30 protein-coding genes are annotated in these 24602 nt (G+C 43.4%); 28 read left to right on the top strand and 2 right to left on the bottom strand.

Annotated elements, in window-relative coordinates; translation table 11 throughout:
• Positions 1–72: 72 nt before the first annotated feature.
• Together G5S32_RS21685 and G5S32_RS05235 are read left to right on the top strand one after the other, a co-directional pair.
• Positions 73–1590 carry an SIR2 family NAD-dependent protein deacylase gene (locus tag G5S32_RS21685; protein ID WP_246201039.1) on the top strand — a complete coding sequence of 506 codons (1518 nt, stop codon included), beginning with the start codon at positions 73–75 and terminating at the stop codon, positions 1588–1590.
• Positions 1591–1722: 132 nt separating this feature from the next.
• Entirely contained in the window at positions 1723–2373 is a 651-nt protein-coding gene (locus G5S32_RS05235; RefSeq protein ID WP_165311028.1) for a zinc ribbon domain-containing protein, read from the top strand.
• A 321-nt stretch (positions 2374–2694) separates the two neighbouring features.
• Here G5S32_RS05235 and G5S32_RS05240 read toward each other — a convergent pair whose 3' ends face one another.
• Positions 2695–3762, bottom strand: coding sequence for an Abi family protein (locus G5S32_RS05240; protein WP_165311029.1), 1068 nt, complete (start codon positions 3760–3762; stop codon positions 2695–2697).
• Between the two features lie 882 nt (positions 3763–4644).
• On the opposite strand from G5S32_RS05240, the gene G5S32_RS05245 reads away from it, so the two are divergent.
• The 5 genes from G5S32_RS05245 (at position 4645) to G5S32_RS05265 (ending at position 8474) form a co-directional block, all read left to right on the top strand.
• The gene (locus G5S32_RS05245) at positions 4645–5877 is read left to right on the top strand and encodes a DUF6161 domain-containing protein (protein ID WP_165311030.1); all 1233 of its coding nucleotides are present in this window, start codon (positions 4645–4647) and stop codon (positions 5875–5877) included.
• 42 nt (positions 5878–5919) lie between these two features.
• Positions 5920–6261: a hypothetical protein gene (locus G5S32_RS05250; protein WP_165311031.1), complete on the top strand. Its 342-nt coding sequence runs from the start codon at positions 5920–5922 to the stop codon at positions 6259–6261.
• Between the two features lie 155 nt (positions 6262–6416).
• On the top strand, positions 6417–7250 hold the full coding sequence (locus G5S32_RS05255; protein ID WP_165311032.1) for a GIY-YIG nuclease family protein: 834 nt from the start codon (positions 6417–6419) through the stop codon (positions 7248–7250).
• Between the two features lie 132 nt (positions 7251–7382).
• Positions 7383–7850 (top strand): Sbal_3080 family lipoprotein, encoded by a 468-nt coding sequence (locus G5S32_RS05260; protein WP_165311033.1) that lies wholly within the window; start codon positions 7383–7385, stop codon positions 7848–7850.
• Positions 7851–8024: 174 nt separating this feature from the next.
• Positions 8025–8474: a hypothetical protein gene (locus G5S32_RS05265; RefSeq protein ID WP_165311034.1), complete on the top strand. Its 450-nt coding sequence runs from the start codon at positions 8025–8027 to the stop codon at positions 8472–8474.
• Positions 8475–8539: 65 nt separating this feature from the next.
• Here the strand turns inward: G5S32_RS05265 and G5S32_RS05270 are convergent, their stop codons facing one another.
• Positions 8540–8929: a hypothetical protein gene (locus G5S32_RS05270; RefSeq protein WP_165311035.1), complete on the bottom strand. Its 390-nt coding sequence runs from the start codon at positions 8927–8929 to the stop codon at positions 8540–8542.
• A 73-nt stretch (positions 8930–9002) separates the two neighbouring features.
• Here G5S32_RS05270 and G5S32_RS05275 point away from each other — a divergent pair, with 73 nt between their 5' ends.
• The 21 genes from G5S32_RS05275 to G5S32_RS05375 all read left to right on the top strand — a co-directional run bounded on the left by G5S32_RS05275 (position 9003) and on the right by G5S32_RS05375 (position 24600).
• Positions 9003–9668: a hypothetical protein gene (locus G5S32_RS05275; RefSeq protein ID WP_165311036.1), complete on the top strand. Its 666-nt coding sequence runs from the start codon at positions 9003–9005 to the stop codon at positions 9666–9668.
• Positions 9669–9823: 155 nt separating this feature from the next.
• Positions 9824–10030, top strand: a complete 207-nt coding sequence (locus G5S32_RS05280; protein WP_246201040.1) for a phage holin family protein — start codon at positions 9824–9826, stop codon at positions 10028–10030.
• Positions 10017–10505, top strand: a complete 489-nt coding sequence (locus G5S32_RS05285; RefSeq protein ID WP_165311038.1) for a lysozyme — start codon at positions 10017–10019, stop codon at positions 10503–10505. The genes G5S32_RS05280 and G5S32_RS05285 overlap by 14 nt, the downstream gene beginning before the upstream one ends.
• Positions 10478–10966 (top strand): lysis protein, encoded by a 489-nt coding sequence (locus G5S32_RS05290; protein WP_165311039.1) that lies wholly within the window; start codon positions 10478–10480, stop codon positions 10964–10966. Before G5S32_RS05285 ends, G5S32_RS05290 begins: the two co-directional genes overlap by 28 nt.
• An 89-nt stretch (positions 10967–11055) precedes the next feature.
• A complete protein-coding gene (locus G5S32_RS05295; protein ID WP_165311040.1) occupies positions 11056–11640 on the top strand; it encodes a hypothetical protein in 585 nt (194 codons plus the stop codon).
• Positions 11549–13507: a terminase gpA endonuclease subunit gene (locus G5S32_RS05300; RefSeq protein ID WP_165311041.1), complete on the top strand. Its 1959-nt coding sequence runs from the start codon at positions 11549–11551 to the stop codon at positions 13505–13507. The genes G5S32_RS05295 and G5S32_RS05300 overlap by 92 nt, the downstream gene beginning before the upstream one ends.
• Positions 13507–13716 (top strand): gpW family head-tail joining protein, encoded by a 210-nt coding sequence (gene gpW / locus G5S32_RS05305; protein WP_207621600.1) that lies wholly within the window; start codon positions 13507–13509, stop codon positions 13714–13716. Before G5S32_RS05300 ends, gpW begins: the two co-directional genes overlap by 1 nt.
• Entirely contained in the window at positions 13716–15275 is a 1560-nt protein-coding gene (locus G5S32_RS05310) for a phage portal protein (RefSeq protein WP_165311043.1), read from the top strand. Before gpW ends, G5S32_RS05310 begins: the two co-directional genes overlap by 1 nt.
• Positions 15268–16611, top strand: coding sequence for a S49 family peptidase (locus G5S32_RS05315; RefSeq protein ID WP_165311044.1), 1344 nt, complete (start codon positions 15268–15270; stop codon positions 16609–16611). The genes G5S32_RS05310 and G5S32_RS05315 overlap by 8 nt, the downstream gene beginning before the upstream one ends.
• Before the next feature lie 10 nt (positions 16612–16621).
• A complete protein-coding gene (locus G5S32_RS05320; RefSeq protein ID WP_165311045.1) occupies positions 16622–16960 on the top strand; it encodes a head decoration protein in 339 nt (112 codons plus the stop codon).
• Between the two features lie 38 nt (positions 16961–16998).
• A complete protein-coding gene (locus G5S32_RS05325) occupies positions 16999–18039 on the top strand; it encodes a major capsid protein (protein ID WP_165311046.1) in 1041 nt (346 codons plus the stop codon).
• A 66-nt stretch (positions 18040–18105) separates the two neighbouring features.
• Positions 18106–18621, top strand: coding sequence for a hypothetical protein (locus tag G5S32_RS05330; RefSeq protein ID WP_165311047.1), 516 nt, complete (start codon positions 18106–18108; stop codon positions 18619–18621).
• A gap of 32 nt (positions 18622–18653) precedes the next feature.
• A complete protein-coding gene (locus tag G5S32_RS05335) occupies positions 18654–18917 on the top strand; it encodes a head-tail joining protein (protein WP_246201041.1) in 264 nt (87 codons plus the stop codon).
• Positions 18914–19543 (top strand): phage tail protein, encoded by a 630-nt coding sequence (locus G5S32_RS05340; protein ID WP_165311049.1) that lies wholly within the window; start codon positions 18914–18916, stop codon positions 19541–19543. The genes G5S32_RS05335 and G5S32_RS05340 overlap by 4 nt, the downstream gene beginning before the upstream one ends.
• Positions 19533–19982: a phage tail terminator protein gene (gene gpU / locus G5S32_RS05345; protein WP_165311050.1), complete on the top strand. Its 450-nt coding sequence runs from the start codon at positions 19533–19535 to the stop codon at positions 19980–19982. Before G5S32_RS05340 ends, gpU begins: the two co-directional genes overlap by 11 nt.
• A gap of 2 nt (positions 19983–19984) precedes the next feature.
• Positions 19985–20497, top strand: a complete 513-nt coding sequence (locus G5S32_RS05350; RefSeq protein WP_165311051.1) for a phage tail tube protein — start codon at positions 19985–19987, stop codon at positions 20495–20497.
• 2 nt (positions 20498–20499) lie between these two features.
• Positions 20500–20943, top strand: coding sequence for a phage minor tail protein domain-containing protein (locus tag G5S32_RS05355; protein WP_165311052.1), 444 nt, complete (start codon positions 20500–20502; stop codon positions 20941–20943).
• A 68-nt stretch (positions 20944–21011) separates the two neighbouring features.
• A complete protein-coding gene (locus G5S32_RS05360; protein WP_246201043.1) occupies positions 21012–21290 on the top strand; it encodes a phage tail assembly protein T in 279 nt (92 codons plus the stop codon).
• Positions 21271–23454 (top strand): coiled-coil domain-containing protein, encoded by a 2184-nt coding sequence (locus G5S32_RS05365; protein ID WP_165311053.1) that lies wholly within the window; start codon positions 21271–21273, stop codon positions 23452–23454. The genes G5S32_RS05360 and G5S32_RS05365 overlap by 20 nt, the downstream gene beginning before the upstream one ends.
• A 1-nt stretch (position 23455) precedes the next feature.
• Entirely contained in the window at positions 23456–24049 is a 594-nt protein-coding gene (locus G5S32_RS05370) for a hypothetical protein (RefSeq protein WP_165311054.1), read from the top strand.
• Positions 24046–24600: a DUF2163 domain-containing protein gene (locus G5S32_RS05375; RefSeq protein WP_165311055.1), complete on the top strand. Its 555-nt coding sequence runs from the start codon at positions 24046–24048 to the stop codon at positions 24598–24600. The genes G5S32_RS05370 and G5S32_RS05375 overlap by 4 nt, the downstream gene beginning before the upstream one ends.
• The last annotated feature ends 2 nt before the right edge of the window (positions 24601–24602 follow it).

The raw sequence follows: 24602 nt of genomic DNA on the forward strand, positions 1-24602 counted from the left end.
ATTATGAATTATACGGAACTGGTTTTATAGAAAGGTTCTGTATAAGAACTGTTATGTTTTAATAGGATAGTTATGAGTTGTATTGAACAATTATCTGAAGATGCAAAGCAAAGTCTTTTTGCATCAGTGTTTACCGAAAACTACTTCTTTTGGGTAGGTTCAGGTTTTTCTTATAATTTTGGATATGGGAGTTGGGGGGATGTTCTTGTAGAGATAAGCAAGAAAATTGGGTATCCATTAGTATTGGATTTGAGCAATCCTCTTAAAGCAGCAGAACTGCTTTTCTCTTTTGCTAGAACTCACCACAATTATTCCGAATATGAGTTTAATTCGCTTGTATCAGAGGCTCTATTAGACCTCAAAAAGGATACCGCTGATCCAAGTTGGATACGACGTTTCAGAGCACTTGCTCCTAACATGATAGTCACCACTAACTGGGATAATGTACTCGAAAATATCTTTGATGGATTAGCTAATGTCGTTGTTAGAAAAGACTCGTGTCCTAAAGTCACCAGCAATGGAAAAAATATATTCAAAATTCACGGAGATCTAGGTCGTCCAGATTCAATAGTCGTGACCCAAAGTCAGTACTTTTCGTTTCAACGTGAAGACACTTATTTGAATCGTAAGATTTACACTCTATTCTCGGAAGCATCTCCGATATTTATCGGCTACAGCTTAACGGACCCAAATATCGGCTTTCTCTATGATGAAGTTTACGCCGATTTGGGTGAAGAGAAGCCTCCCGCGTTTATGATTGTTTACCCAAGTGTAAGTGACAATGTGTTGGAAGAGTCTCGCTTACTATTCCAAGATAAAAACATATTTATCATAAAAGCCGAAATAGGTGAGTTTCTTGAAGATCTTGCTAAAGAATATACAGAGTACAAAAAATCAAATAAGCGATTCTTAATCCAATACAAAAATATTGAAAAGCGCTTGAGGGAGCTCTCTACAAAAATCGTAGAAAATAAGCCTATAACTAATGAAGATATTCTCAATAGCTTCAACAATAAGGAGTCTCGAGATCAAGCGATTTCTGCACTAGTCGAAATCTTATCTTATCCGGTACTTTATAAAGAGTTTGGCGGTGAATTACTACAACCCGAAAATAGAATGTCATATAGAGAGATTGACCAGTTCATTCAAGCTGTTGTCACTATCTCTAATAAAAGTCATTATCCTTCTGAAGAGGTTCGTGACCAGTTTCACATGTCGGTTCTAAAGGCATGTTCAAAAACAGATGGCGTATGGGATTTTTATACAGCTAGTAAGCCTTTCATGAATATTTTAAGAATATCTCCATTTCCAGATTCGCCAGTTTTTGAACCTAGAATCCTTCATATTATTGATATTCTACGTTGGTCGGCACCATCAGAGCGCGGTAAATGTTGGTCAACTTGGCGCACCTTTTGTGACTATTTAGAATGGCTATCTAATAGTGACATTGATGCAATGCTCAAGCACTTGGAAGCTGATGATAAACGCAATATGAGATCTTCAGACATTCGTTGGTTGGAGAAGCTAAAAACTAGTAAGCATTGTAGTGAAGATCTCAAATTGAGAATTGATGAACTAATTAAAACATAACAAACGCTTCAAGAGGGACAGCCAACGCGTGGCATTTTTATAATGCGTTGGTTTTTGTGATTACGGTGTTATGCGGAAAGTTGGTAGTAGCGTTGGCTGCCCCTTAAGCGGGCGTTATATTTAAAGGAGGCTATGTTGAAATATTGTACAAATTGTCAAACTGAATTTGGTGAAAATCATAAGTTTTGTTCTGGGTGCGGTACCCCTAGAAACTCATCTGGACATGTTATTCATTCAGGTGAGCAAAGCGTAAATGCAATTGGCTCAGAGATTAATAATAGTAATATCCATATTGGTGATAATATTAACAATTCGAACAATATTGACCCTGAATTACTTAATCTCAAGCGTGAGTTTGTAAATCTACCATGGACAAGAGATGGTGCTTTAGCCAAAAGTTCTACATTTAAAAAGCTCGGCACTTGGGGAAGTTTAGCTAGCATAATAGGTTTGTTCATGCCTTTTTTTACAACCAGCTTATCCTCCATACAGCCAGTTGTTGTTCTACTCTTTGGTATTTTCTTTTCGATGCTGATCTTAAGTATGGTGCTTCCTCGCAGAAGGTTTGAGCATTTGAGTGGGTTAAAAAACTTAGAAATAGGTACCTCTGGCAAAATCTATATCACAAAAATATTCGCTGAGTGCCCATGGTGTGGCTCTGAAATGAAATTAAGAATGGTTGGACCCAAAAACCAGAGAGAGCACCTATTAATGTGCACTCGCAACCCCTCACAGCATAAAATTATCTTTGATCCGACAGCACTTCCAGATATCGAAAAATAAATATAACAAGCAATTTAAGAGGGATTCACAACGCTTGGTATTCTGTATTCCACCGTTGGGGGTCGTGTTTAAGTTGCAATGTTTAGGTTCTGTGGCAGCGTTGTTAACAGCAGTATTCATGGTGAGACCGATAGAGATTACCTAGGAAAATTAAAAGTACTTAGCGTACATTCTCTGCCTAGTGTAATTGCAGCAAATTTCATGTCGGTCTAAACGCTTGGAAAGTCAAGCATAACCCCAACTGTCGTATGTGAACAGACTATTAAGATAGCATGGGAGTTGAGTGTGTTGTAGATATCAAGTTAATGAAGCTTATAATACCTATTGTCTTATTTCGGTGTTTGCTTCAATTAAAGTGACCTCTCGTAAACCAAGAATCTCTTTACTTGGGATTACATCATCTGTTAGACCAAGAGAATGAAGTCTACAACCTGGTAGTTGAGGGAATTTCTCAATTTCACTCATAACCTGATTCATCCATATACTGGACTGTCCAAGTTGCTGAAGCAGGTAATTCATTACTACCATAAGGCCGAATAGACGTTGTCTACTGTTATCGTCTAAAGCTACTCTATCGAAGTAAGGATTATTTTCTGGCACAGGCAGTATGTAATTAGCCTTCTGGTTCCATATACGGCTATGGTGTGCACAACGGTTTCGAAGTAGATTCATACTCATAAGCCATGAACCTAGAATGTTAGGGGCTTTGTGGTGATCTAGACCTAAGCGTTTACAAATTCGCATTCGATATGAGTCATTTAACATACCGAAATACTTCGAAAGTGTACCGAAATCCCACGCTTCAATAACAACCCAAAACGGCATGGATTTTTTAGTTCTTTTATGCCATTCAATGCAGTCTTCACGACAACGGCTTATTAACTTATAGTGGTTGGCTATCCACTTGTCCCAATCAGATTCGCTTCCTCTTTTATTGAGGTGTTTAGGGTTTATATAAGTTGGGTCACACCATGCCATGGGATCCGGAATGAAGTTTCCTGTACCAACTTCTTTTGTATGGCCTTTACCTATCTCATGGGCTATTAAAGAACGAATGTGTACTTCGATTCTTTCAAGAGCATCCATTATCAAAACGCGAAGTTTCTTATCGAATAAATATAAATTGAATACTTTGTTGAATGAGGTGCCTGGAAGGAAATCATTTTTGCGTTTAGGGGTGCGCATAACATCGCATATTTCTAAGGAACCACAAGGCTTTTTGATAAACTTCCTACAAGAATAACTAAATCCACTTAGGCGATAATACCCAACTTGAGCAAGTTTACGTTTTGCGCGTTCATCGCTCTCGATCGTCATTCCTCGAACATTAAGAATGTCCAGCAATTCATCGTAAGATTTGTATTCCTTTGGTGGTGCCAACGCTTCCATGAGTATTATAATTATATAGGCGATATAAAAAGAACGCCCAGCCTTGAAAACAAAGTAGTTGTTGCTACTTCGAGAACAGGGGACTGGGCACTGTTGGACAAAGTATGGATTGGTAAATGGTTAAATTCAATGCATTGACATTTTTTATAACTTGTGATTTGGCTGGGTTCTTGGTTTTTTAGTGTCTACATGTAGTGTTTATTTTCATCTCGTGCACAATATATTGTGTGCATGAGTGTTTTTTGTTCAATTGGGGGAAAGTGCTAAATTATTTTCGCCTTGTGTGTAAGTTGTGGGTAATTTTTTATGCACAGGTTTATGCACAAGCATTGCACCTCCCAATTTATTAGCAGATCCTGACACAAAGTCCTGACCATTTATACTTTTAATTATAAAGCTATCTACTGTTCATGTAAGTTGCATTCGTTCACAATTGTTCGATTAGTTTGTAGTGCTCTAATTGTTGCAATGTTACTGTTTTCATATGGTATTTGTTCATTTGAAAAGAGGTTGCCATGCTTAAGTAAGTCGCTTATTTAGTATTGGTGGTTCCGTTTGCAGTTACAGCGGATTTTGTTCTCCCAATGGACTTTGACGGGAGTGAAGCCCAAAAGGCAAAAGTTACTCAATTGATCAAAGATACCCTTCGTCATGACTACTGAGAAAAAATCAATATGTGTAATGACACAACTTTACGCATTATGGAACAGAAAAAATGTCAAACAATTCAAACGAGCTACCCAAGCTGAAAATAGAAAGGTTATGGATAGAGTTGTCCAAGACTACTGCAAAGGGATGATAGATCTTTGTAATTACTCCAACATCATGATGATGTATCAAGAGAACGAAAAGGCCAGTAAACAAGAGTTGAGTTGGTAGCACATGGAATATAAAGAAAATTATGTAGTTAAAGGACTGTTTGATACTTCAATTCATTTTGATTCGACAGAGCAATTAGGTATATATGTGGAAGGTGAATTAGAGAACTTTACATCTATCAGTAAAACTTATAAAGGTCAGCTTACACCAATAAACAATATAATAAATCATCTAACTAATTTGAAACTTCAAATAAGTTTTATTTTACAAGATATTGCAGCTGAAAGACCGATTAATCCGAGTCATCGTAATAATGTACAAGCTAATATAAATACATTATCCAGCATGTGGGCTCCTCACGGCCATTCTGTTTTCGAAAGGCTAAAGTATGTTTATGACGAATATAACGTAGCAGGAGTCCAGTCCTTCTGGCCGAATGTTATAGGAGGGTTTCAACAGCCTGGCAACCATTTACAAATGATGGGAGCGTTAGCTGCTTATGATTACTTGCGTGAAAGAAAAAGCATTACAGAATTATCTAATTCCGATCGTGATTTTATAGAACAGAACTATACAAATGCGATTGAAAAAGGAAATGAGTTAGAAGAAACCAGGAAGTCTTTAGAAAAAAGAGCCATAAATTGGGAAGCTGAATGCCAGAAGTCATGGAGTGATTGGGAACATGAATGTAACGATATTTGGGCGTCTCTTACTAGCCAAAAGAACTCTGAATGGGAAAGTGATAGATCGATTTATGAAGCAGAGCATGATGAGTCTATTGAAGCAGCAAAAAAGAAAATTAGTGAGTTAGAAGCTACTTATCAAGAGCATCTCAAATTAGAAAAGCCAGCACAGTATTGGTCTAATACCGCTGATAAGTATAGCAACCATAGTTTCCTATATGGTGTGCTGCTTTCAGCTTTTGTCTTCGTAGGTCTCGTTGTGTTTTTTATCTTCTACCGCAATTTTCTCGAAGGGCATGAGTTAGGCATTCAACTGGATACTATAAAGGGCGTAGTTTTGTTTGTAACAGGAATCGCCGTTTATGGATTTTTCTTAAGAGTTTTGGCCAAGTTGTTCATGAGTACCACTCATCTCCAAAGAGACGCTGAAGAGCGAGCGCAACTAACGTATTTCTATCTAGCCCTGATCAAAGATGGTGCTATTGATGAAAAGTCCCGTGACATTGTAATTCAATCGTTGTTTAGCCGTACAGAAACCGGGTTAATTAGTGGAGACTCTTCTCCGACTATGCCTGCAATGGATGTTTTGAAGAATATAAAGATCGGTAGTTAACCACGTATAATAAATAGGGGTAAATTGAGGAGCATTCTTGTCATGAAAACTTTCTTTACTATTGTCTCTTTTATTAGTTGCTCGTCTTTCGCATATGATCCATACGACTGTTTGTCTGATGTTTCGAAAATAGATAAGACTATCCCAATTGGCCTGGCATCTGAGCTCTGCTCTGGTGCATGGTCAGAAGCCCCTGCATCTTGCTACATAGGCGCTTCGCTAATTGATGAAGAGATACCTCGCTTCTTAGCAATCAAATTGTGCTCAGGCTCTGTTGATGCAGAGAGAACTTTAAAGTGTTACGCAAAAAGTGCAGACACTGAACTAAATCGAGGTTTGGCTGTTACTCTTTGTGGTGTAAATAAGCGTAATGAGATTCTATAGCTAGTTTAGTGAAGAGTTTAAGTGTGATTCCAAACGCCTGATGCTTTCGATTTGAAGCTGAATTTTGTGATCTGCAAACAATATGCTGAGCTAGATAGTTACATTATTACCATCTTGATTAAGCAACTATGATTTCTTTAGTTTAGGTACTAAAAATGGGTTTTATTTACATTTTTACAAATGAGAGTATGCCAGGATTAGTTAAGGTCGGTTTAACTACCAGAAGTCCTGAAGAGCGAGCTAGAGAGCTGGATTCCACTGGCGTTCCTATGCCATTTAGAGTCGCTGCATCTTGGCCGGTTGAAAGTGACCTGAAGATTATGGAGAACAAGTGTCACCAATTACTCAAAGAGTTTCGATTATCCAACAATCGAGAATTTTTTAAGATTGAAGTTAGCGAAGCAATTTCAATTCTTGATCCTCATTTTTTAACATCTGAACAAATAGCGTTGGAAAAAGAGCGAATTCGCAAAAAACGAGAACAACAACGGCATTATGAAGAGCAATTAAAAAAACAGCGTATACAAGAAAAGGAAAGATTATCTTTAGAACGATGGCAAGGTGAAATTGAGTCATTAAAGAGTAATATCAATTTGCTTGATTGCCGACTTGAAAGCATAAAACTGACACTGTCTCAACCTGAAAGTCTAATATCGCTAGCACTATACAAATTCCACGAAATACTGAGTTTATTAGTCGTAATACTAATGAGGTTAGCACCATTCGCAATGGCTTTATTCGGTTTCATCTCTGGTGAATATATTATTCAAAAGCTACTGTTTGCTGGTGGTTTTTATTTCGTAAGCCTTTTCTTCTTTGGATTCTTAGGTTTTATTTGTATAGCTCTAATCGGTCAGATAGAACGCCTAAGATGTGCAATATTTGGTGAAAGCTACGCGCAGCAACAAGTTACACTCGGTACTCTTGTATGCAAGTTGAAAGAAGAACACAATAAACTTAATTGCTTAGAATCAAAAAAAACGCCTTAAGAGGAATTCGCAACGCTTGGTATTTTTGGTTCGGTCTGGTTGTTCTAGTTGGAGATATCGTTAATATAGATGTGTAAGCTAAGAGTTAAATATAATCTATATAAATTATATGGTTAATTAAAGGTATGTAAAATGTATAAGAAATTAGGCATCCTTAGTCTATCTGTTTTATTGGCGGCGTGTGCGGCACCAAAATATACCGCGGAAGCTATTTCTGAAGGGGATCAGAGTCAGGAAATTACTATAGTGGAAGATAACGCAACACGAGAAATTTTCTTAGACTCGATGCAAGAATGGTGTTTGGATACGGCTCACAAATGTTCTGTGGTACGTGATGGAACTCCACCTAAGGAATCAGAATTAACGTTGATTTACGTATCGCGCTGGAGTTGGGACTTTAAAACGTTTATCGCAGATGCCAAAGTTAAAGCATATAAAAATAGCAAGAAAGTGGGTGAAGTGGAGTTCAAGGCACTAAACAACCAGAATTCAACTAAATGGGGGAACGACAATAAGAGAATTATGGCGATGATGGACTTATTGTTTGGGAGGTTGACGGTAAGTGAGGCACAGTCGAAAATGAAATCGGGTGAAATGTAGGGCCCTAAAAAAGTCAATTACTAATGCAACCTTTAAGAAGTCGGTATGTCGGTATGTCGGTAGCTTATAAAGACGTTCTCATATTTGCAACACGAATAGCTTTGATTAAATAATACATAATAGTTCTACTAGTATAGTCCTATACGGCAACTGTTAGATATAGGATCGTCGCTGATGGACAAGTGGGTTAAGAATTTAATGGGAATCTGTTTTGCTGCCGTAATTGTGATCTTTGGTTGGAAATTAACCTCTTCAACGCAGTCTACTATTAAATTTTATCAAGGCGAAATATCCATAAAAAATCCAGAATCTTTTGCAGCTTTAGTGGATGATATTAAAAATGATTCAAAATCAAATGAAGCTAGTGAAGAACCAAGAAAAATAGATGTAGTTAAAACTCAAGAATGGTCGATTGAGTCAGGATGGCAAAAGGGAGGGCCTTCACGAGAGCAGTATTGCGAACAACAGCGAATGATTCGAGTTAATGAATATCCGGGTAGAACTGTGAAGTTGATAAGTGCAAGCACAAGTCATAAAACTAAATACAACCCGTTCAAAAATGATTATTACAATCACTTATGCTCATATATAGATGAATGGATTGAGCTTGAAGCTGTGTTGTAGATAGAATCACAAGTAAAAGTAGTTGAATTTTGAGTCCAAGTTTGGGGTTCTGACAACAACAACTATCACTTCAAGTGCTTCTCTATATAAGCCACATTGTCTTTTGGTACGTTTAACCGCCACATCTCATGAACAATTTTGCCATTGAGCACTAGGATAAACACTTTTCCTTCCACATAAACACCGGCCACATAGTGTCCGCTAGGTATTGAATAAGCGACGTTGATAGCCTGTTCATCAGTACACAGTGCAACAATGTCTTTAGCTTTTAAAAGTTTTAACCCTTCTGTGTTTTCAGTATGAATAAAACCACCAAATGGTAATTCGATGGTTTTCCCTCTCTTTCTCATAACAGTCAGTGTCGCAGGCTCTTTAGGTTTTCCGCTACCTATGTGACCGTTCGTATTTAGCTTTAGCAGGTAATAGTCTTTGCGAACTTGTATTGTTTTGAACATAACCGTAAAATAGCGTAAAACTGTATATATATACAGTATATTTAGTTTTTGAGGTTAGTCCAGAGGGTGAGCTATGGGGTTAGTAACAAGCATTGAACGTTGGGAAATGCCAGCCGCTATTGGGATGGCAACAGAAGGTATTCGTGCTAAGTATAATGTCGGAGCTGGTGGCGGTGGTTTTGGTGCTGCAGACTTTGAGATTGGTGCTAAGTTAGATGGCGCCAAAGTGTTGGCCGCTGTAGAACGCATGTCCCAAACGGCTTCTCATCTAGCTGACTGGACTATGTTTGCTTATGCCTCGCCACTATGGAACTCAAACGAGAATAAAACACGACTGTTTGAAAGCGTTTTAAATGACTGGGTTGTTCGTGCATCAGAGCAAGGCATCATGATTCAGCAACGAACCCATGACAAAGTTAAAGCTCTAATCCCTATAATCGCTGGTGGACTAGCCTTGGAGCAATTGGGTGGGGCTCAGACAACAGCTATAGAAGGGAAGGTAAAATATACCCCTACCTTTACTCGCGCCTATTTGATTCATCTGTTAGTTGAATCAGATTGCCAAGACAAAAGTGAGTTGAGCGAAGGCTTTAAGAAAAAGCGAATTCGTTACTATCAAAATCATTGGTCGGATTGGAATCAGCATGTCGAAGCTATTCGAACTCTCTTGATTAGTTATGACCAAGCTGCTCGAAAATTGTTTAAGAAAGAACTTGAAAATAAAAACGGGGCAGTTTAATGTGTATATATCCAGTATGGATAACTACACAGTAATGAAACTAACCGCTATTTAGGCGGTTTTTTTGTACCTATTTTTAGCCTCGCTTATGCGGGGCTTTTTCGTTTCTAACACTCCAATATCAAAGGGCACTCCTTTCGGGGTGGAATATGCGCATGAATGAAAAAATATCCAGTATGGCCTCGTATTTTTGGAACGCTATCTGTGGTTTTTTCGCTGGCTTTCTAGGTTTGCTTGGCATGATTTCACCTGATTGGTGGATGGTGATTATTAGCTTTCTTGGGATGGTCATTACCGCAGTGATTAACTACTACTTTCAAAAGAAGCGTTACGATAAAGAGTTTGGCTATGAACAAGATTAGTCTGAATATTCGTTCTTTATCTGCAGCAGGGGCATCGGCGTTCGTGATGGCAATGGCATTGATTGTTCCCTTCGAAGGCAAGGAGTTTAAGCCTTACTACGATGTCGCAGGTATTCTCACCGTCTGTCATGGCCATACTGGTAGCGACATTATCGAGGATAAAACATACAACGAATCTGAGTGTGTTCAATTACTGGAACAAGACCTCGCTACCGTGAAACAGAATTTAGATCCTCTCATTAAACATCCAATACCTGAAGCAACACGGGCAGCGCTTTACTCTTTTACGTTTAATGTTGGAGTGGGAGCAATGAGTCGTTCAACGCTACTAATGAAATTGAATAGTGGTGATACCAAGGCGGCATGTTTAGAACTCCATCGTTGGGTATATGCCGGTGGACAGAAATGGAAAGGATTGATTACACGAAGGCAGATTGAGGAAGAAATATGCAACTTACAGCTATCGTCAAGCTAGTCTCTGTTGCATTACTAGTGCTTACTACCAGTTTGTATTTCATAGAACATAGCGAGCGAAAAAGCTTAATCGTTAAGAATGAAGTTCTCATTGCAGAGCGTGATTCACTGTTCAATCAGGCTCAAGAGCAGCAAAAGAAAATTCAGTTATTCAATGAGCTTAGCCGAAGGCTCGCAGAGGAAAGGAATAATGCGAACGATGAAATTGAACGTCTTAGTGATGAGTTGCGTTCTGGTCCTAAGCGCGTGTACGTCAAAGCCGAATGTCCCTCTGTGTCCAACACCGATAGCACCCGAAGCCTGGGCGATGCAGGAGCCGCAAGACTTAGCGAAACAGCTAGAGAAGATTATGTACGTCTCAGGCAAATGATCACTGACAATATTAATCAAATCAGTTATTTGCAAGGGTACATACAATCTCAGTGTTTGGCTCAAAAGCATGGGTCCTTTCCGGCACCCTGAGGTACCTCGGGGGTTCTGCCTCGCACGAAGTCGTTCGATAAAAATTTTTTTCAAAATTGGGGTTTCCGGTTTCCGGTTATAAAACATGAATGAATCAGCTATTCAATCCAGACAAAAAGTTCACGCAGTCGGATATAGCCGAGCTTCTTGGTATATCCGATAGACAGGTTAGAAACCTTATACAGCAAGGGATTATGCCTGCTGCGAAAGGTCGTAGTGGGATGGACCCTCTAGCCTGCAACCACGCCTATAACGCTTATCTAAGACAGTCTAAAAACGCCGATCAAAAAGCGGAAACCGACCCGAAAAATGATCCAAAAAACTACGAGCAGCGTAAACGAGAACTGGAACTCGATAAATTAGACGAAACCGTCGCCATGATGAGAGCCAAGCGATTGACCTTTGAAAAGTTCTACGCACCTGTAGAAATTATTCCCGACGTCATTGGGCAAGTGGCGTCGCAAATCCGATCACGCCTAGATAGTTTGATTCCCAAGATGAAGAAATCATGGTTGGACATGCCACCTGAAGCCGTCTCCATTCTTGAGGAAGAAATCATCGCAGTTTGTAATGAGTGTACCGATGTCCAACCTGATCTCTCCGATTACATTGACAGCGATCCGGAAATCGGTTCGTCGTGGTTTGACAGTATTGAAGAAGACGCCCCCAGTTAGTGGTGCTAAATGGGCAAACAAGCATTACCGCCTTGCTTCTGGTTCCTCTCAAGAAGAAGGCGCTTGGGTAACATTGCCGTTCCAGGTCGCTATCTTGAACATGATGTGTAACCGAGCGATACGAAGACTCGCATTTCAGAAATCGGCGCGGATTGGTTGGTCAAAAATGATGATCGCAGCGGTTACTTGCCTGCTGCATCAGTACAAAGCCAACACCGTTATTTACCAACCAACGGATGATGACGCAAAAAACTTCTGCATTGATGAGATAGATGGCGCTTGGATTGATATGCCTATCATTCGGCAAATATTTCCTTATCTGTTCGCCAAGGACCAAAACAATACGACTAAAAAGAAAGTCGGTTTAGGTTGGATACTCGACATATTAGGTGCAGCAACTCCCAAGAATATGCGACGGATAACCAAGACAGCGTTATTTGGCGACGAAGTTGATGGTTGGGATTGGGAGCTTGGTAAAGAAGGCGACCCCATTTCGCTAGCTCGAACCCGACTTGAAGGCGCAGCGTTTCCGATGGAACGTTGGGGGACAACGCCCACAAACACCGGAGAGTCTCACATTGAGCGATTAATGCTGGAAATGAGCATTACCTTTCGTTTCTATCTGCCTTGTCCCTATTGTGATTGCGAACAGGTTCTTGAGTGGGGGAGTAGAGATACACCGTACGGGATGAAATGGGATAACTCCCTTTACACTATTGAAGAGAAAGCGAGAACTGCTTATTACCAATGCTGTAACTGCCAGAAAGCGATTCACTATCCTCAGTTGAAATCGATGGAAATGAAAGGTCGTTGGAAAGCTGAGGACTTTACGTGGACTCAAGATGGCGAACATTTTTTCGATGTTGATGATAATCCCATTCCCGTACCTGTCAGTGTAGGGATTCACTGTTGGGCAGCATACAACACAACCATGACGGATGGTTGGGTAGGTTTAGTGCGCGAGTTCCTCACTCGTTATAAGGACCCAGCCAAGCTGAAAACATTTGTGAATGTGTTTCTGGGTGAGCTATGGGAGGGTGAAAATGGAGATAAGCTGGATTGGGAAGTCCTAAAGTCTCGCCGCGAAATTTGGTGGTCAGGTGACCGCGTTAATAATCCGGTACCTGATAGAGCTGTTGTTCTTACTGGAGGGATTGATACTCAAGATGACCGCATTGAAATGTTTGTGTGGGCTTGGGGGGAAGGTGAGGAATGCTGGCTCATTGATCACATCGTGCTGGTTGGCGATTTATCTAATCAAGTATTGAAAGATGCGGCAACTAGAAAGCTTCATAACACATACAAGAAGCGTAATGGTGTCGATATGGATGTCAAAATGTGGTGCTGGGATGCCATGGGACATAAGACTGATGACGTTTATGAGATGAGTCGCAGAAATGGTGTTATGTGGATTATTCCTATTCAGGGCGAAAACCAGTACGGCAAACCGATCCAGAATTTTCCACGCAAGAAGAACACCAAAAAAGTATACCTAACTCGCTTGGGCACCGATGGGATAAAGCAACGGCTATACAGTCGACTTTGTTTAACTCCACATGGTTCAGAATCTATTCCAGGATGTATACATTTTCCATTAGATGATGAGTTGGCTAACGATGAGTTTTTTAAACAATTGTGCTCGGCCAACAAGAAGTTGGAGCATGACCGTAATGGTCGCACCGTATGGCGCTGGATAAAACAGTATCACCCCTTTGATGAAGCATTAGACGGCTGGAACTACGCCTATGCAGCTCTCAATATTCTCGTTCAGAAATTTGGCCTCGTTCTGGATGAACCGCCCCCTATTCAAGAAAGCAAGAAAATCAGCAGCATCGCTGAGCTTGCTGCACGCCTAAAAGGTGGATGATGACACTAGACGAAATGTTGAAAGAAGCTGAAACAGCTTATCACAAGCTACAGACAGGTAGCCTTGCGGTTTCTATACAAAAAGGTGATCGGCGAGTCGATTACAGCCGAGCAAATATTCATGAACTGCGCGCCTACATCGATGACCTGAAATCTCAGTTAGGGATCTCGAATGTACGTCGTGGTCGTCCTGCAGGAGCTAGATTTTGATGAAACGAATTGAACTTTTATCCGCTGACGGACAGACACCACTTCGTGAGTCTGTCTTTAGAGCTGGTGGTGTTGGATTCGGGGGACAACTAAAAGGTTGGAACCCTCCATCAAAATCGACTGATGCTGCTTTGCTTCCGATTATGAAGCAGGCCAACGCACGAACGGATGATGTAGTACGTAACAATGGTATCGCCGCGAATGGTATCCAATTGCACAAGGACCACATTATAGGCTCTGAGTTTCGTCTTAGCTATAAACCAAACTGGCGGCTTCTTGGTATCACACCGGACAAAGCGTTTGTACAAGATGTCGAGGCAGTCTTTCGCGATATAGCCGAAGACCCAGGCTGTTTTATTGACGCAGAGCGTCGTCGAACGTTCACCATGATGATGCGAGAGGCGGTGGAAACACATGCCAATACAGGTGACATCATGGCAAAACCGGAATGGATACCAAGTCGACAATCTCCGTTTGCAACCGCAATTCGAATGGTCTCGCCGCGAAAAGTGACCAACCCGAATCATGGGCGTGATCTACCAGAGAGGCGAGGCGGTGTAGAGCTCAACCGCCAAGGTGCGCCGATTGCTTATCATGTTGAAGAAGGTGCAGATAACTTTGGAATGAGTCGAACTTGGAGGCGGATTGAGAAGGTTACTTCTTCAGGTCGCGCTGGCTTCATTCATGTATTTGAGCCAAGCGAGGGTGGTCAAACTCGTGGTGTAAACCGCTTTCTATCGAGTCTTGAGCAACTAAAAATGCTCGATACTTTGCAAAATACCACGCTTCAACGAGCGGTAGTTAATGCCATGTACGCAGCTAGTATTGAGTCGGAGCTCGGTACTGACCAGGCTATGCAATATCTGTTTGGTGCTGAGAAAGCGGATGGTGTCATTGACCGAATGTTAATGGCTTATGGTGATTATTACTCTGCGAATGAAATTAAGTTTAATGGGGTGAAGCTGCCTCACTTAATGCCTGGTGACAAGATCAACCTTCACAATGCGGGTAATGCAGACAATGGCTTTGCTGCCTTAGAGCAGTCTATTTTGCGTTATATCGCAGCAGGGCTTGGTGTTGACTATGCACAATTGTCTCGCAACTACTCACAGATGTCGTATAGCACGATTCGCGCCGCCCACAATGACTCATGGCGTTATTTCATGGGGCGCAGAAAAATTATTGCCAATCGTTTTGCCAGTCAGATTTTCGCTTTGCTGTTTGAGGAAATGATCCTTCGCGGTTACATCACGCTGCCCAAAAAAGCCCGTTTTACTTTCTGGGAACGACGTCATGCCTGGACAAAATCCGATTGGATTGGCTCTGGTCGTTTGGCGATTGATGGTCTGAAGGAAGTGAAAGAAGCCATCCTCAAAATTGAAGGCGGATTATCGACTTACGAGAAAGAGCTGGCTCAACTTGGTGAAGATTATCAAGAGGTCTTTGAACAACAGGTATCGGAAATGGCTGAACGTCATAAGCAAGGGCTACCACCGCCGAGCTGGATGAAATTACAAGCTCTGGCTCCAGACAATCAAAACGAGGGGTCTAATGAGTAACGTATCTCACTTAAACCTCATCACTTCTGCCTTTAACCGACCACTTGCGTTAGAAGCTGGCTATGCAAGAACGTTCTTCTCAGCGCTGAGTCAACGTTTTAGTAATGTCCAGCAATTGGTTGATGTCGAAGGCAATGTGCTGATGGCTTCTGACATGAAAAAAGAGGCAGCTTCTTTTACACCGCGCCGATCTGGTGAACGCAGTTACCAAGTGGTTGATGGTATCGCCATCATTCCGATTAGCGGCTCGCTGGTTCACAAGTATGGCTACATTCGCCCCGTATCAGGGATGACAGGTTATGACGGCATTATGCACCGGATAACCGAAGCTCTGAATGATCGCGAAGTGAAAGCCATTATGCTCGATATGGACACACCAGGAGGCATGGTCGCGGGTTGTTTCGACTTGGCCGACAAGATTGCAGAGTATCGAAAAATAAAGCCAATTTGGTCCTTGGGCTATGACATGCATTGTAGCGCAGGTCAGATGATTGCCAGTGCCTGCTCTCGCCGCTTAATCACCCAAACAGGGGTAGCGGGTTCTGTCGGGGTGATCATGGCGCACACCAACATTGAAAAGATGCTCAATGAGCAGGGTGTAAAAATCACGCTTATCACAGCCGGAAGCCATAAAGCAGATGGTAACCCTTATGAAGCGCTGCCAGAGGATGTGCGGGATAAGTGGCAGACAGAGCTGGAGAGTAACCGACAGATGTTTGCCAACAAAGCGGCCACGTATATGGGCATCGATGTAAAACACGTTCTTGCCACTGAAGCTGAGACTTATGAAGGTCAGGCCGCAGTGGACATCGGCTTTGCTAATGAAGTCGTTAACGGCTTGGATGCAGTACAGATTATGTCTGAGCATTTCAAGCGCAATTCAACAACAGTAGATATGGGAGCCGCTATGTCGGTTGTAGATACAAACAAAGAGAGCACAACGCAACAGCCATCAGCTGCTGCTTCGTCGCCTCAACCACAGGCATCAGAGTCACACACTGATGAGACATCCACTTCTCAACCAGCTGCACAGCCAACGGTAGATGCGGCTCAAGCGGAGCGAGAACGCTGCATGGGTATCCTTCAGTTACCTGAAGCAGAAGGTCGCAGTGATCTCGCTATGTCGCTGGCCAACAATCCAAAAATCACGGTTGATGATGCCAAAGGCATCCTTGCTGCTGCAGGTAAATCCACTCCACAAGCCAATGCAGCCGCTTTGGCCGCTATTGGCAATGAGCATGGTTCTGCGCTTGGTCAGGATGTTGGTACGGGCTCTGCGTCAGAAGAACAAAAAAACATCAGCCGTTTGGCGGCTTCTTACCAACGTATTAATTAAGGAATAGGTAATGGAAGAAACAGAATACACACCGGATAACTCGCTACTCAGCCCTCCGGTGACCACTCGCGGTGTGATTAAAGCAGGCGAGGCTTTCGCACCGCTCACGCCGTTGATGCGAGACGATGTTGATACCGCCACTCTAGTTGTTTGGGACGGTACACCAGGTACAGCGGTGGCGATGTCAGCCCGTACGATTACCGATACGGGTGCCGATCAAACCTCGGTGATTTATCCGCAAGGTGGCTTCCGCATCAGTTCGGTGAACTGGCCTGAAACGGTGGTGACCGTCAAGGCCAAGCGAGCCGCCTTTATTGGCAGTGCCATTTACGTAGACGACGATGCTTAATCGTCGTTTTTTTTTGAATTCAAAAAGAAGAGATTCTTATGCCAGATAACTTTACTACTCGCGAACTACTCGGTGCCATTCATGAAGCCGGTATTCGTCGTGACAATTTCTTCCAGCGCTTCTTCTTCCGTGAAAGCTATACGTTTAGCACGGAAAAGGTTGATCTGGATATGGTCCCTAACAAGACCAAAATTGCGGTGTTCTGCTCACCGATGATTGGCGCAGCCGTAGACCGCAACCAAGGTTACAAAACCACGTCATTTAAGCCTGCTTATGTGAAATCGAAGCATGCGGTGACAGCAAACCAAGCAATCAAACGCCGTCCAGGTGAGAAGTACTTCGGTGAAATGAGTGCGGGCGATCGTCAAGATGCCATCGTGATGCAAAACCTCGACATGGAAGAACAAGCGATTCGTGACCGCGAAGAGCTGATGTGTTCAGAAATGGTGTATGACGGCAAAACCATCATCGAAAGTGAGTTCATTGAAACACCATATGAAATCGATGCAGGTCGTCGTGCTGGCAACAATGTGGCGCTGGTTGGCGCGGCAATGTGGTCAAACGTTGATCCAGAAACCTACGACATTGAAGCCGACATTGAAGCGTGGGCTCAATTATCGGACGGTCTGACCAATGTGCTGATTTGTGACCCTAAAACCTGGGCACTGATGCGATCATTCAAGAAGTTCAACGACAAGCTAGAAACTCGCCGTGGTTCAACCTCAGAGCTTGAAACGTCACTCAAAGATTTGGGTAAAACGGTCAGCGTTAAAGGTCAGCTTGGCGATGTGACCATCATTGTGGTTAACGAAGAGTACATTGACCGCGCAGGTGTTACGCAAAAAGTTCAACGTGATTATCACCTGATCCTTGCCAACGCCTCTATTCGTGGTGCGCGTCTTTACGGTCAAATCCAAGATTTGTCGGCACAGAAAGAAGGTGTTGATGAAGCGGAGCGTTACGTGAAGGACTGGACGGAAGGTGGGGACCCAGAAGTGCGTTACACCAAAACCGAGTCTGCACCCGCGATGTATCTCATCGATGTCAACTATGTGGTTGTCGTTCAAGTAGCTGCTTAATGCTTCTACTTTGAACCTCACTGTACAAATGGGGCCATGGCCCCATTTCTTTTTTTGGAAAATCTCATGACGAATAAAGAAATGCTGCAAAAGCGTATTGATGAGCTTTGTAAGGAATTAGGCATTACCGAGCCTCAGTACACGGATAAAACAACCGAAAAGCAACTGAATATCCTGATCGATGACCTTGAAGCTAAGTTGCCAGATGAAGGTGGTGACGATGATGCAAGCGAAAACGATGCTGGTTCAGACTCGCAAGGATCTGACGCTGACGCTTCTGCCAGTAATGAAGAGTCCCAAGCGGCAGAGTCAAAAGATGAAGCATCTTCTGAAGAAAAGGTGCTGGTGTTATCGGGTGACCTGCCTGATGGTGCCACGTTGATTGACGATGAGAATGTCCCTGAAGTGGATAGCAATGAAGCAGGCGATTTGAGCATTCATGCATTGAAAACTTTCCAGGCAATCTCTCATGGCAAGAAAGTCTTCGTTAACGCCGGAGAAACGGTCTTTTTAGAAGAGCAGGCGGCAATCGATGCGGTTGATGCGGGTGTTGCTGGTCTGAACGCCACGATGAAGGGCTAACAACTATGTTTGATAGCGAATTCGATCGCCTGATGGAATCGGCTGATGACGTTGTGTATTCAACAATGGGGGTGCAGGTTCGGGTGAATGATTCTGAGCCAGTAACCGCCATTTACGAAGAAGATTTGAATCAGTTTGATGCCATGGCTGGCCGTGTGCGAAAGCTGACGTTTCGCCGAACCGATAACATCAGAGTTCGCAAAGGCGACAAGATCGAATTCGTTAGCAGCGGTAAGCAGACGACGGTCAGTAGCGGCCCTTACCCTGAGAACGGCGACATTTTGGTGATTTTATGACAACGATTGATAGACAACTGACTTTTGCGGTTAAAAACCTGTCTGGACTACAGACGAAAGCTGTGCCCAAAGCCAGCGCCATGGCAATTAACCGCATCGCCACAAGGGCGGTGGTTCATTCAATTAAAGATGCTGCGAAAGCGGTCAAAGTGAAGCAAAAGGTTCTTAGACCAAGGGCCACCATCAATAAAGCTAGTGCCGCGAGACCCGTTGCCTATGTTCGTGTTCGTCGCAATGAGTTACCCGCGATATCTATTGATACCGCTCGAACTCAGGTGAAGCGGAAGAAAGGAAAGATGCAGATCAGTCGATCTGTGCGAGGCGAAGGTGGGCGTTATGTGAAGCGTGAGTTGTCGGGTAACACCTCGATTGTTGTTGGAAGGCATAAGTTTAAAGACGCTTTCATACAGCAATTAAAAAATGGACGTTGGCACATCATGCAGCGCACCAGTGATAGGCGTTATCCAATAGAAGTGTGCAAGGTTCCCGTATCCAATGAAATCACCACGGCTTTTGAACGCAATAGCTCTCGGTTAATGAAAACGGATATGCCAAAGGAGCTGGTTAGTGCAATGCAACAACAAGTGCGATTGGTGATTAGGAGAGACGTAGCTCGTGGAAATTAACGACTTAATTCGAAAACAAGTGATTGCAGATTTAACGGCAGCGCTCAATCCGGAAGAGGGTGAACCGACCATAGTGACGTTTTTCAACGGTCTGCCTTCTTATATTGAAGTACCACAAGATCCATTGGATGACGATGTTGGCGATCTGCCTGCCATTGCGGTGGCTCTGGCCGATGGTCAGATGATTGAGGCTGACATGTCAGAGAACACCTGGTCAGCCACATTGATAGTTCGCATTTACTTATTGGCTAACACCCATGTGGATGCCGAACTGGATGAGATTGGTAAAAAAGTCTTATCCACCATTGGGGCGCACTATTCCGGCAACGGCTTGCTCGATACCTGTAATCGCAGTGGTTTCGAATATGGTCGTGATGACGAGCAGCCATGGGGCATGCTCGACCTATTGTTTAAAATTGAATACATCGAAGAGGTTTAACTATGGCTGAAGAAACAACCAAGTCCATTAAAGGCGCAGGTACCAGCTTCTGGCGTTTGAAAGCGGGTACGGATGAAGCCACGCTGACCTATGCCGACTATCTGGCTGATACCAAATGGGACAGGCTTGCTAACGTGAAAGAAATCACGCCTGGTGAAATCACGGTTGAAGACGAAGATGACACCTATTTGGACGATGCCGAAGCGGCTTGGACGAAAACGACACCCGGGCAAAAAAGTGCGGGTGATACCACCGTCGTCTTGGCTTGGAAACCAGGTGAAGCGCTTCAGCAGGGGCTTATCACGGATGTGGATAATGACACCGTGACCATCTACCGTACCAAGTTCCCTAATGGCACTGTGGATGCGTTCCGTGGTTACATTAACTCGCTTGGTAAAGCGGTGACGGTGAAAGATAAAATCACCCGTACTGTGAAGTTCAAGCAAGTGGGCAAACCAATCACCGCAGAGCAGCTGTTGATTGATGAAGCCGAAGCTGCAGCTGCAGGAGAGTAATAATGGCTCAGACGTTTTTAAAAACGATGCTGACAACCGTGGGTGACCAAGAGGTCACCCTCACTCAATTGTCAGGTTTAGAACGTTTCGATTTCATTGAATATGTCGCTGAAATGGAAAAACCCGCAATGCCTGTGCATCCTGCTGACGATGCCTCTCCGAGTGAAAAAGAAGCATATTTAGACAGCATCAATAAGGTTCTGCATCAATTTAACAAGCTGACTTTTATCGGTCAGGCCCGTTTGGCGGCTTATGGCTGTAAAAGCTTTGGTGAAGACATTGAACAACGTCATCAGTTTGTGATGGCGAACTTCACCACCGAGCAGGTTAAGCACATTCATGATGAAGTTGCAGTCCTATCTGGCATTCCTCTGAATAATGGTGATGAGGCTGAATCTTCTGAAAACCAACATGAGTCAGCGGAGCCTATCGACCCAAAGCAGTAGTCCTGGCTGAAAAATCCTTTGCTCAAAAGCTGGCACGAGAATTTAACGTCTTGTGCTGGCGTAGCGCGTTGGCGTCCATCAGTGGCGAAGCCGTTGTTGAGTGGCAGGAGTATTTTGCGACGCATGGTTTTAGCTTTGAAATGGACAACTGGCGATTTGCTGTCGCCTGCGCGTCAAACTGGAACATCACGGCTATGGCGGCGGGTATTAAACTCGATACGCCTGCATCCCCGAGTGATTTTTTTCCAAATCCAGAACCCACCGAACCCGTTGAATATGATGATGAGCAGTTGATGGCTATGTCCGCATCTGCAGGAGGAGTACGCTTTGAGTACCCAAGTAGCTGACTTTAATATCCGATTTAATACGGAAAGTGCGCAGTTCAACAAAGATGTTGAGTACGCAAAAAAAATGCTTCGTGGTTACGCCAGTGAAGCGAATGCTGCGAATGATGCAACCCGTAGTTTCGATCAAAAGCTGAACGTGGCAGGTTCGAGCATCAAAGCGTTAGGTCTCGGTGTGGCAGGGGCAGCGGGTCTCATAGCATCAGGAGTAACAGCTGCAGCTACGGCAGCAGCGCTATTTGTTAAGCATAGTGCAGATCAAGGCCGCGAAATCGAGCGCATGGCTACCGTTGCACAAGTGTCGGTTGAACAAATCCAAGCCTTGGGTTACGCCTCTGAGCAATACAGTATCAGCGGCGATAAGATGGCCGACATCTTAAAAGATACCAACGATAAATTAGGGGAGTTTGCCTCAACTGGCGGCGGTCAGTTTAAAGACTTTTTTGAGAATGTGGCTCCAAAAGTCGGGCTTACCGTTCAAGAGTTGAGCAAGCTCTCCAGTCCTGAAGTGTTAGTGGCCGTTAAACAGGCCATGGACGATGCCAATGTGCCAATGAAGGCACAAATTACTTATCTTGAGGCGATAGCGGATGAAGCCTCTGCACTGATGCCTTTGCTCGATAATCACGGTGCCAAGCTGTATGAGATCACGGGGAAATACCGTGACTTAAATGTGGCAATGTCTGAAGCAGACATCCAGAAATTCAAAGACCTCGATCAAAAGATGAATGATGTTGGTCTGAAGATGCAGCGAGCTTTTGCCAATGCTGCGCTCGGGGCTAGTGATCAAATTGATTGGGTAACAGAAAAACTCACGATTGCCGTTGATAGCTGGGGTGCAGCATTTGACAGCTGGTCTAATAACCCAAGAACTGAAAATGGGTTAGTCAAAAAACTCTCAGAGCTTAGAAGTGAAGTAAAAAAACTGACTAATGAGCGCAAAGAGTTGCTCGATGATTTTAAAGAGTATGACAATGTCAACGAAGCCGAACTGCCGAAAATTAATCTCAATCCATGGGGGCAGAGTCAAAATGAGCTCTTCAATCTCAATTCTCGACTTGGTCTAGTAGACAGACAACTGGCGGAAAAGAATGCAGAAATCGATCGGCTGCAGAAAAAGTACAACGTTACTCGGTTTGGGATGAACTACAGGGATCAACCTGCCATTCGAAAAAACAATGAATCTGTTGACCCTGTTGTTGATGAAGAGACAGTAAAGCTGCAAAAGACTGGTGCTACTCGTCTTGCTTCTTTGGATATGCAATACGCGAATGAGCGTGAAAAAATGCGTTTGGCGCATGATGATCGCTTAGCTGATATTGAAGCGTTGAACATATCAGAGGAAGAGCTGAAGAAAAGAGGCTATGAATCCCTTGAAGCTTTGCGAACTGAGTATAGAGACCGAGAGAATGCTTTTTATGCCAAGGAGCAAGAAGACTATAACCTTCGCCAAGATGAAGCTATTCAGCGAGAGTTAGACGCCTTTGCCAAAAAGGAAGAAGAAAAGACCCGTATAGCGGAAGCAGCCGCTAAAGATAGAGCTGAAAAAGAAAAGCAGATAGATAATCAGGTTTTGCAAATGAAGTACCAAGTTGCAGGACAAAGTTTAGGTTTGATTGCGGCGACAGCAAAAGAAGGTTCAAAAATTCAAAAGGTGGCGTTTGCTGCAGAGAAAGTATTAGCAGCCTCGCAAGTTTATATTCATGGTGAAGTTGCGGCTGCAAAAGCACTTGAGCTTGGCAGTCCTGCTGGGAATATACAAGCAGAAACGATTCGAGCTTTAGCAAGAGCCAGTATGGTTATGATTATGGGGCAAGCAATCGCTGGTATGGCTCACAATGGTATGTCCTCCATCCCAGAAGAAGGTACCTGGTTGCTAAACAAGGGAGAACGGGTTTATACCAATGAGTCGGCTAACCAAATCGACTCGATGTATCAAGCTATCATGGCGATGCATCAATCTCGGGCCTACTCAATGGATAGTTCGTTATCCGCCCGTACCCAACCGCTGGCTTCGACCCGTTCAGAAACTAGCATGCCTATTCAACAAATCTTCCAGTTTAGCGCTATGGACTCACGTGGAATGGGGCAACTTATCATGAACCACCGCCAAGACATCTATAACGCCGTAGCAGCGGTCAAACGTGATCAAGGGGAGCAGTTCTAATATGAATTTAACGCCTTTTTGTAAGGATCTAACGCTTAAATCAAACTACCCATCGTACGACAATGAAAGCCCTAACTTGCATGTTGAAGTGCTTGATATGCCAAGCCATCGTTTTGAGCTGAACTTCATGAGTCGAAAACTCAAAAACGAAGAAGAACATCGTGCGTTCTGGACGATGATAGAGAGCATGAAAGCGTCTGTTCCCTTCACTTGGGTGCCTCCTAAACTGAGTAAAATACTGGGTACGGGTGGTGATGCTCTGGCTTCTGAGACCAGTGCAGGGGGGTATGAATTTGGTGTTTACAACGCTCCCTCCAACACCACCTGGTTAAAAGCAGGTGACCTTATCAACATCGGTAATCAAACCAAAGTGTATCGGGTGATGCAGGATGTGGTGACCAACAATGCAGGAGTTGGAACGGTACTGGTTAATTGCCCCATCAAAAAGAAAGTTCCTGATGGTACGGCGATTAATGGCAGTGGCGCTGTGTTTACTTTGATTCGAAAGCCTGGCGCAAAACCGCAGTCTTTCAATTTAAAAGGCAATACTCAGTTTGTTTCCTACGCTGACTTAGAATTTATCGAGTTTCTATGAAAGTTTTCCCATCTGAAGTACTAATCATGCTGCAAAGTCGGCTGATCTCGTACTCATATTTGCTTCGCTTTGAGCTTGAGACCGTATTTGCATTTACCAGTGCAGGGCATGACATAGAGCATGATGGAATAACGTATCAAGCGGACGGCACCTTCCAAGGGCTAGATTCTCTCTCCCGCCACGCAGAAATGCGCGTGGCTGAGGTGAAATTCGGGTTTAGCATGGCGAACCAAGCGGTGATGAGTGTGATATTAGGATCCAACGTCATGAAGCGTCGCATCACCATAGAACGTGCATACCTTAACAGAGAAACAGGCGAGGTGATGTTTGTCGAACAGGTTTGGTCTGGAACTGTGGTGGGGAAATCGGACGATGATGGTAATTCTCAAATTCAATTAACTGCGGCGAGTCGTTGGTCTCAGTTTGAGCGAACCAATACCTGGCGAACGACACCGCATTCTCATAAAAAGCGGTACAGCGATGACGAGTGTTTTAAATATGCAGCGAAAGCATCAGAAACCATCTATTGGGCAGGTACAGCAGGGGGGTAACC

Origin of the sequence: Vibrio ziniensis, assembly GCF_011064285.1 — a bacterium.
In the GTDB taxonomy this organism is placed as follows: Bacteria; Pseudomonadota; Gammaproteobacteria; order Enterobacterales; family Vibrionaceae; genus Vibrio; species Vibrio ziniensis.

What these genes read in the sequence shown, in the direction of transcription:
- G5S32_RS05290 (WP_165311039.1), top strand. Translation starts at nt 10,478, where the DNA reads ATGCAACTTACAGCTATCGTCAAGCTAGTCTCTGTTGCATTACTAGTG.
- G5S32_RS05300 (WP_165311041.1), top strand. Translation starts at nt 11,549, where the DNA reads ATGTCCAACCTGATCTCTCCGATTACATTGACAGCGATCCGGAAATCG.
- G5S32_RS05320 (WP_165311045.1), top strand. Translation starts at nt 16,622, where the DNA reads ATGGAAGAAACAGAATACACACCGGATAACTCGCTACTCAGCCCTCCG.
- G5S32_RS05275 (WP_165311036.1), top strand. Translation starts at nt 9,003, where the DNA reads ATGGGGTTAGTAACAAGCATTGAACGTTGGGAAATGCCAGCCGCTATT.
- G5S32_RS05310 (WP_165311043.1), top strand. Translation starts at nt 13,716, where the DNA reads ATGAAACGAATTGAACTTTTATCCGCTGACGGACAGACACCACTTCGT.
- G5S32_RS21685 (WP_246201039.1), top strand. Translation starts at nt 73, where the DNA reads ATGAGTTGTATTGAACAATTATCTGAAGATGCAAAGCAAAGTCTTTTT.
- G5S32_RS05330 (WP_165311047.1), top strand. Translation starts at nt 18,106, where the DNA reads ATGACGAATAAAGAAATGCTGCAAAAGCGTATTGATGAGCTTTGTAAG.
- G5S32_RS05240 (WP_165311029.1), bottom strand. Translation starts at nt 3,762, where the DNA reads ATGGAAGCGTTGGCACCACCAAAGGAATACAAATCTTACGATGAATTG.
- G5S32_RS05255 (WP_165311032.1), top strand. Translation starts at nt 6,417, where the DNA reads ATGGGTTTTATTTACATTTTTACAAATGAGAGTATGCCAGGATTAGTT.
- G5S32_RS05285 (WP_165311038.1), top strand. Translation starts at nt 10,017, where the DNA reads ATGAACAAGATTAGTCTGAATATTCGTTCTTTATCTGCAGCAGGGGCA.
- G5S32_RS05375 (WP_165311055.1), top strand. Translation starts at nt 24,046, where the DNA reads ATGAAAGTTTTCCCATCTGAAGTACTAATCATGCTGCAAAGTCGGCTG.
- G5S32_RS05355 (WP_165311052.1), top strand. Translation starts at nt 20,500, where the DNA reads ATGGCTCAGACGTTTTTAAAAACGATGCTGACAACCGTGGGTGACCAA.
- G5S32_RS05245 (WP_165311030.1), top strand. Translation starts at nt 4,645, where the DNA reads ATGGAATATAAAGAAAATTATGTAGTTAAAGGACTGTTTGATACTTCA.
- G5S32_RS05325 (WP_165311046.1), top strand. Translation starts at nt 16,999, where the DNA reads ATGCCAGATAACTTTACTACTCGCGAACTACTCGGTGCCATTCATGAA.
- gpW (WP_207621600.1), top strand. Translation starts at nt 13,507, where the DNA reads ATGACACTAGACGAAATGTTGAAAGAAGCTGAAACAGCTTATCACAAG.
- G5S32_RS05335 (WP_246201041.1), top strand. Translation starts at nt 18,654, where the DNA reads ATGGAATCGGCTGATGACGTTGTGTATTCAACAATGGGGGTGCAGGTT.
- G5S32_RS05270 (WP_165311035.1), bottom strand. Translation starts at nt 8,929, where the DNA reads ATGTTCAAAACAATACAAGTTCGCAAAGACTATTACCTGCTAAAGCTA.
- G5S32_RS05265 (WP_165311034.1), top strand. Translation starts at nt 8,025, where the DNA reads ATGGACAAGTGGGTTAAGAATTTAATGGGAATCTGTTTTGCTGCCGTA.
- G5S32_RS05370 (WP_165311054.1), top strand. Translation starts at nt 23,456, where the DNA reads ATGAATTTAACGCCTTTTTGTAAGGATCTAACGCTTAAATCAAACTAC.
- G5S32_RS05295 (WP_165311040.1), top strand. Translation starts at nt 11,056, where the DNA reads ATGAATCAGCTATTCAATCCAGACAAAAAGTTCACGCAGTCGGATATA.
- G5S32_RS05235 (WP_165311028.1), top strand. Translation starts at nt 1,723, where the DNA reads ATGTTGAAATATTGTACAAATTGTCAAACTGAATTTGGTGAAAATCAT.
- G5S32_RS05250 (WP_165311031.1), top strand. Translation starts at nt 5,920, where the DNA reads ATGAAAACTTTCTTTACTATTGTCTCTTTTATTAGTTGCTCGTCTTTC.
- G5S32_RS05340 (WP_165311049.1), top strand. Translation starts at nt 18,914, where the DNA reads ATGACAACGATTGATAGACAACTGACTTTTGCGGTTAAAAACCTGTCT.
- G5S32_RS05350 (WP_165311051.1), top strand. Translation starts at nt 19,985, where the DNA reads ATGGCTGAAGAAACAACCAAGTCCATTAAAGGCGCAGGTACCAGCTTC.
- G5S32_RS05315 (WP_165311044.1), top strand. Translation starts at nt 15,268, where the DNA reads ATGAGTAACGTATCTCACTTAAACCTCATCACTTCTGCCTTTAACCGA.
- G5S32_RS05280 (WP_246201040.1), top strand. Translation starts at nt 9,824, where the DNA reads ATGAATGAAAAAATATCCAGTATGGCCTCGTATTTTTGGAACGCTATC.
- G5S32_RS05260 (WP_165311033.1), top strand. Translation starts at nt 7,383, where the DNA reads ATGTATAAGAAATTAGGCATCCTTAGTCTATCTGTTTTATTGGCGGCG.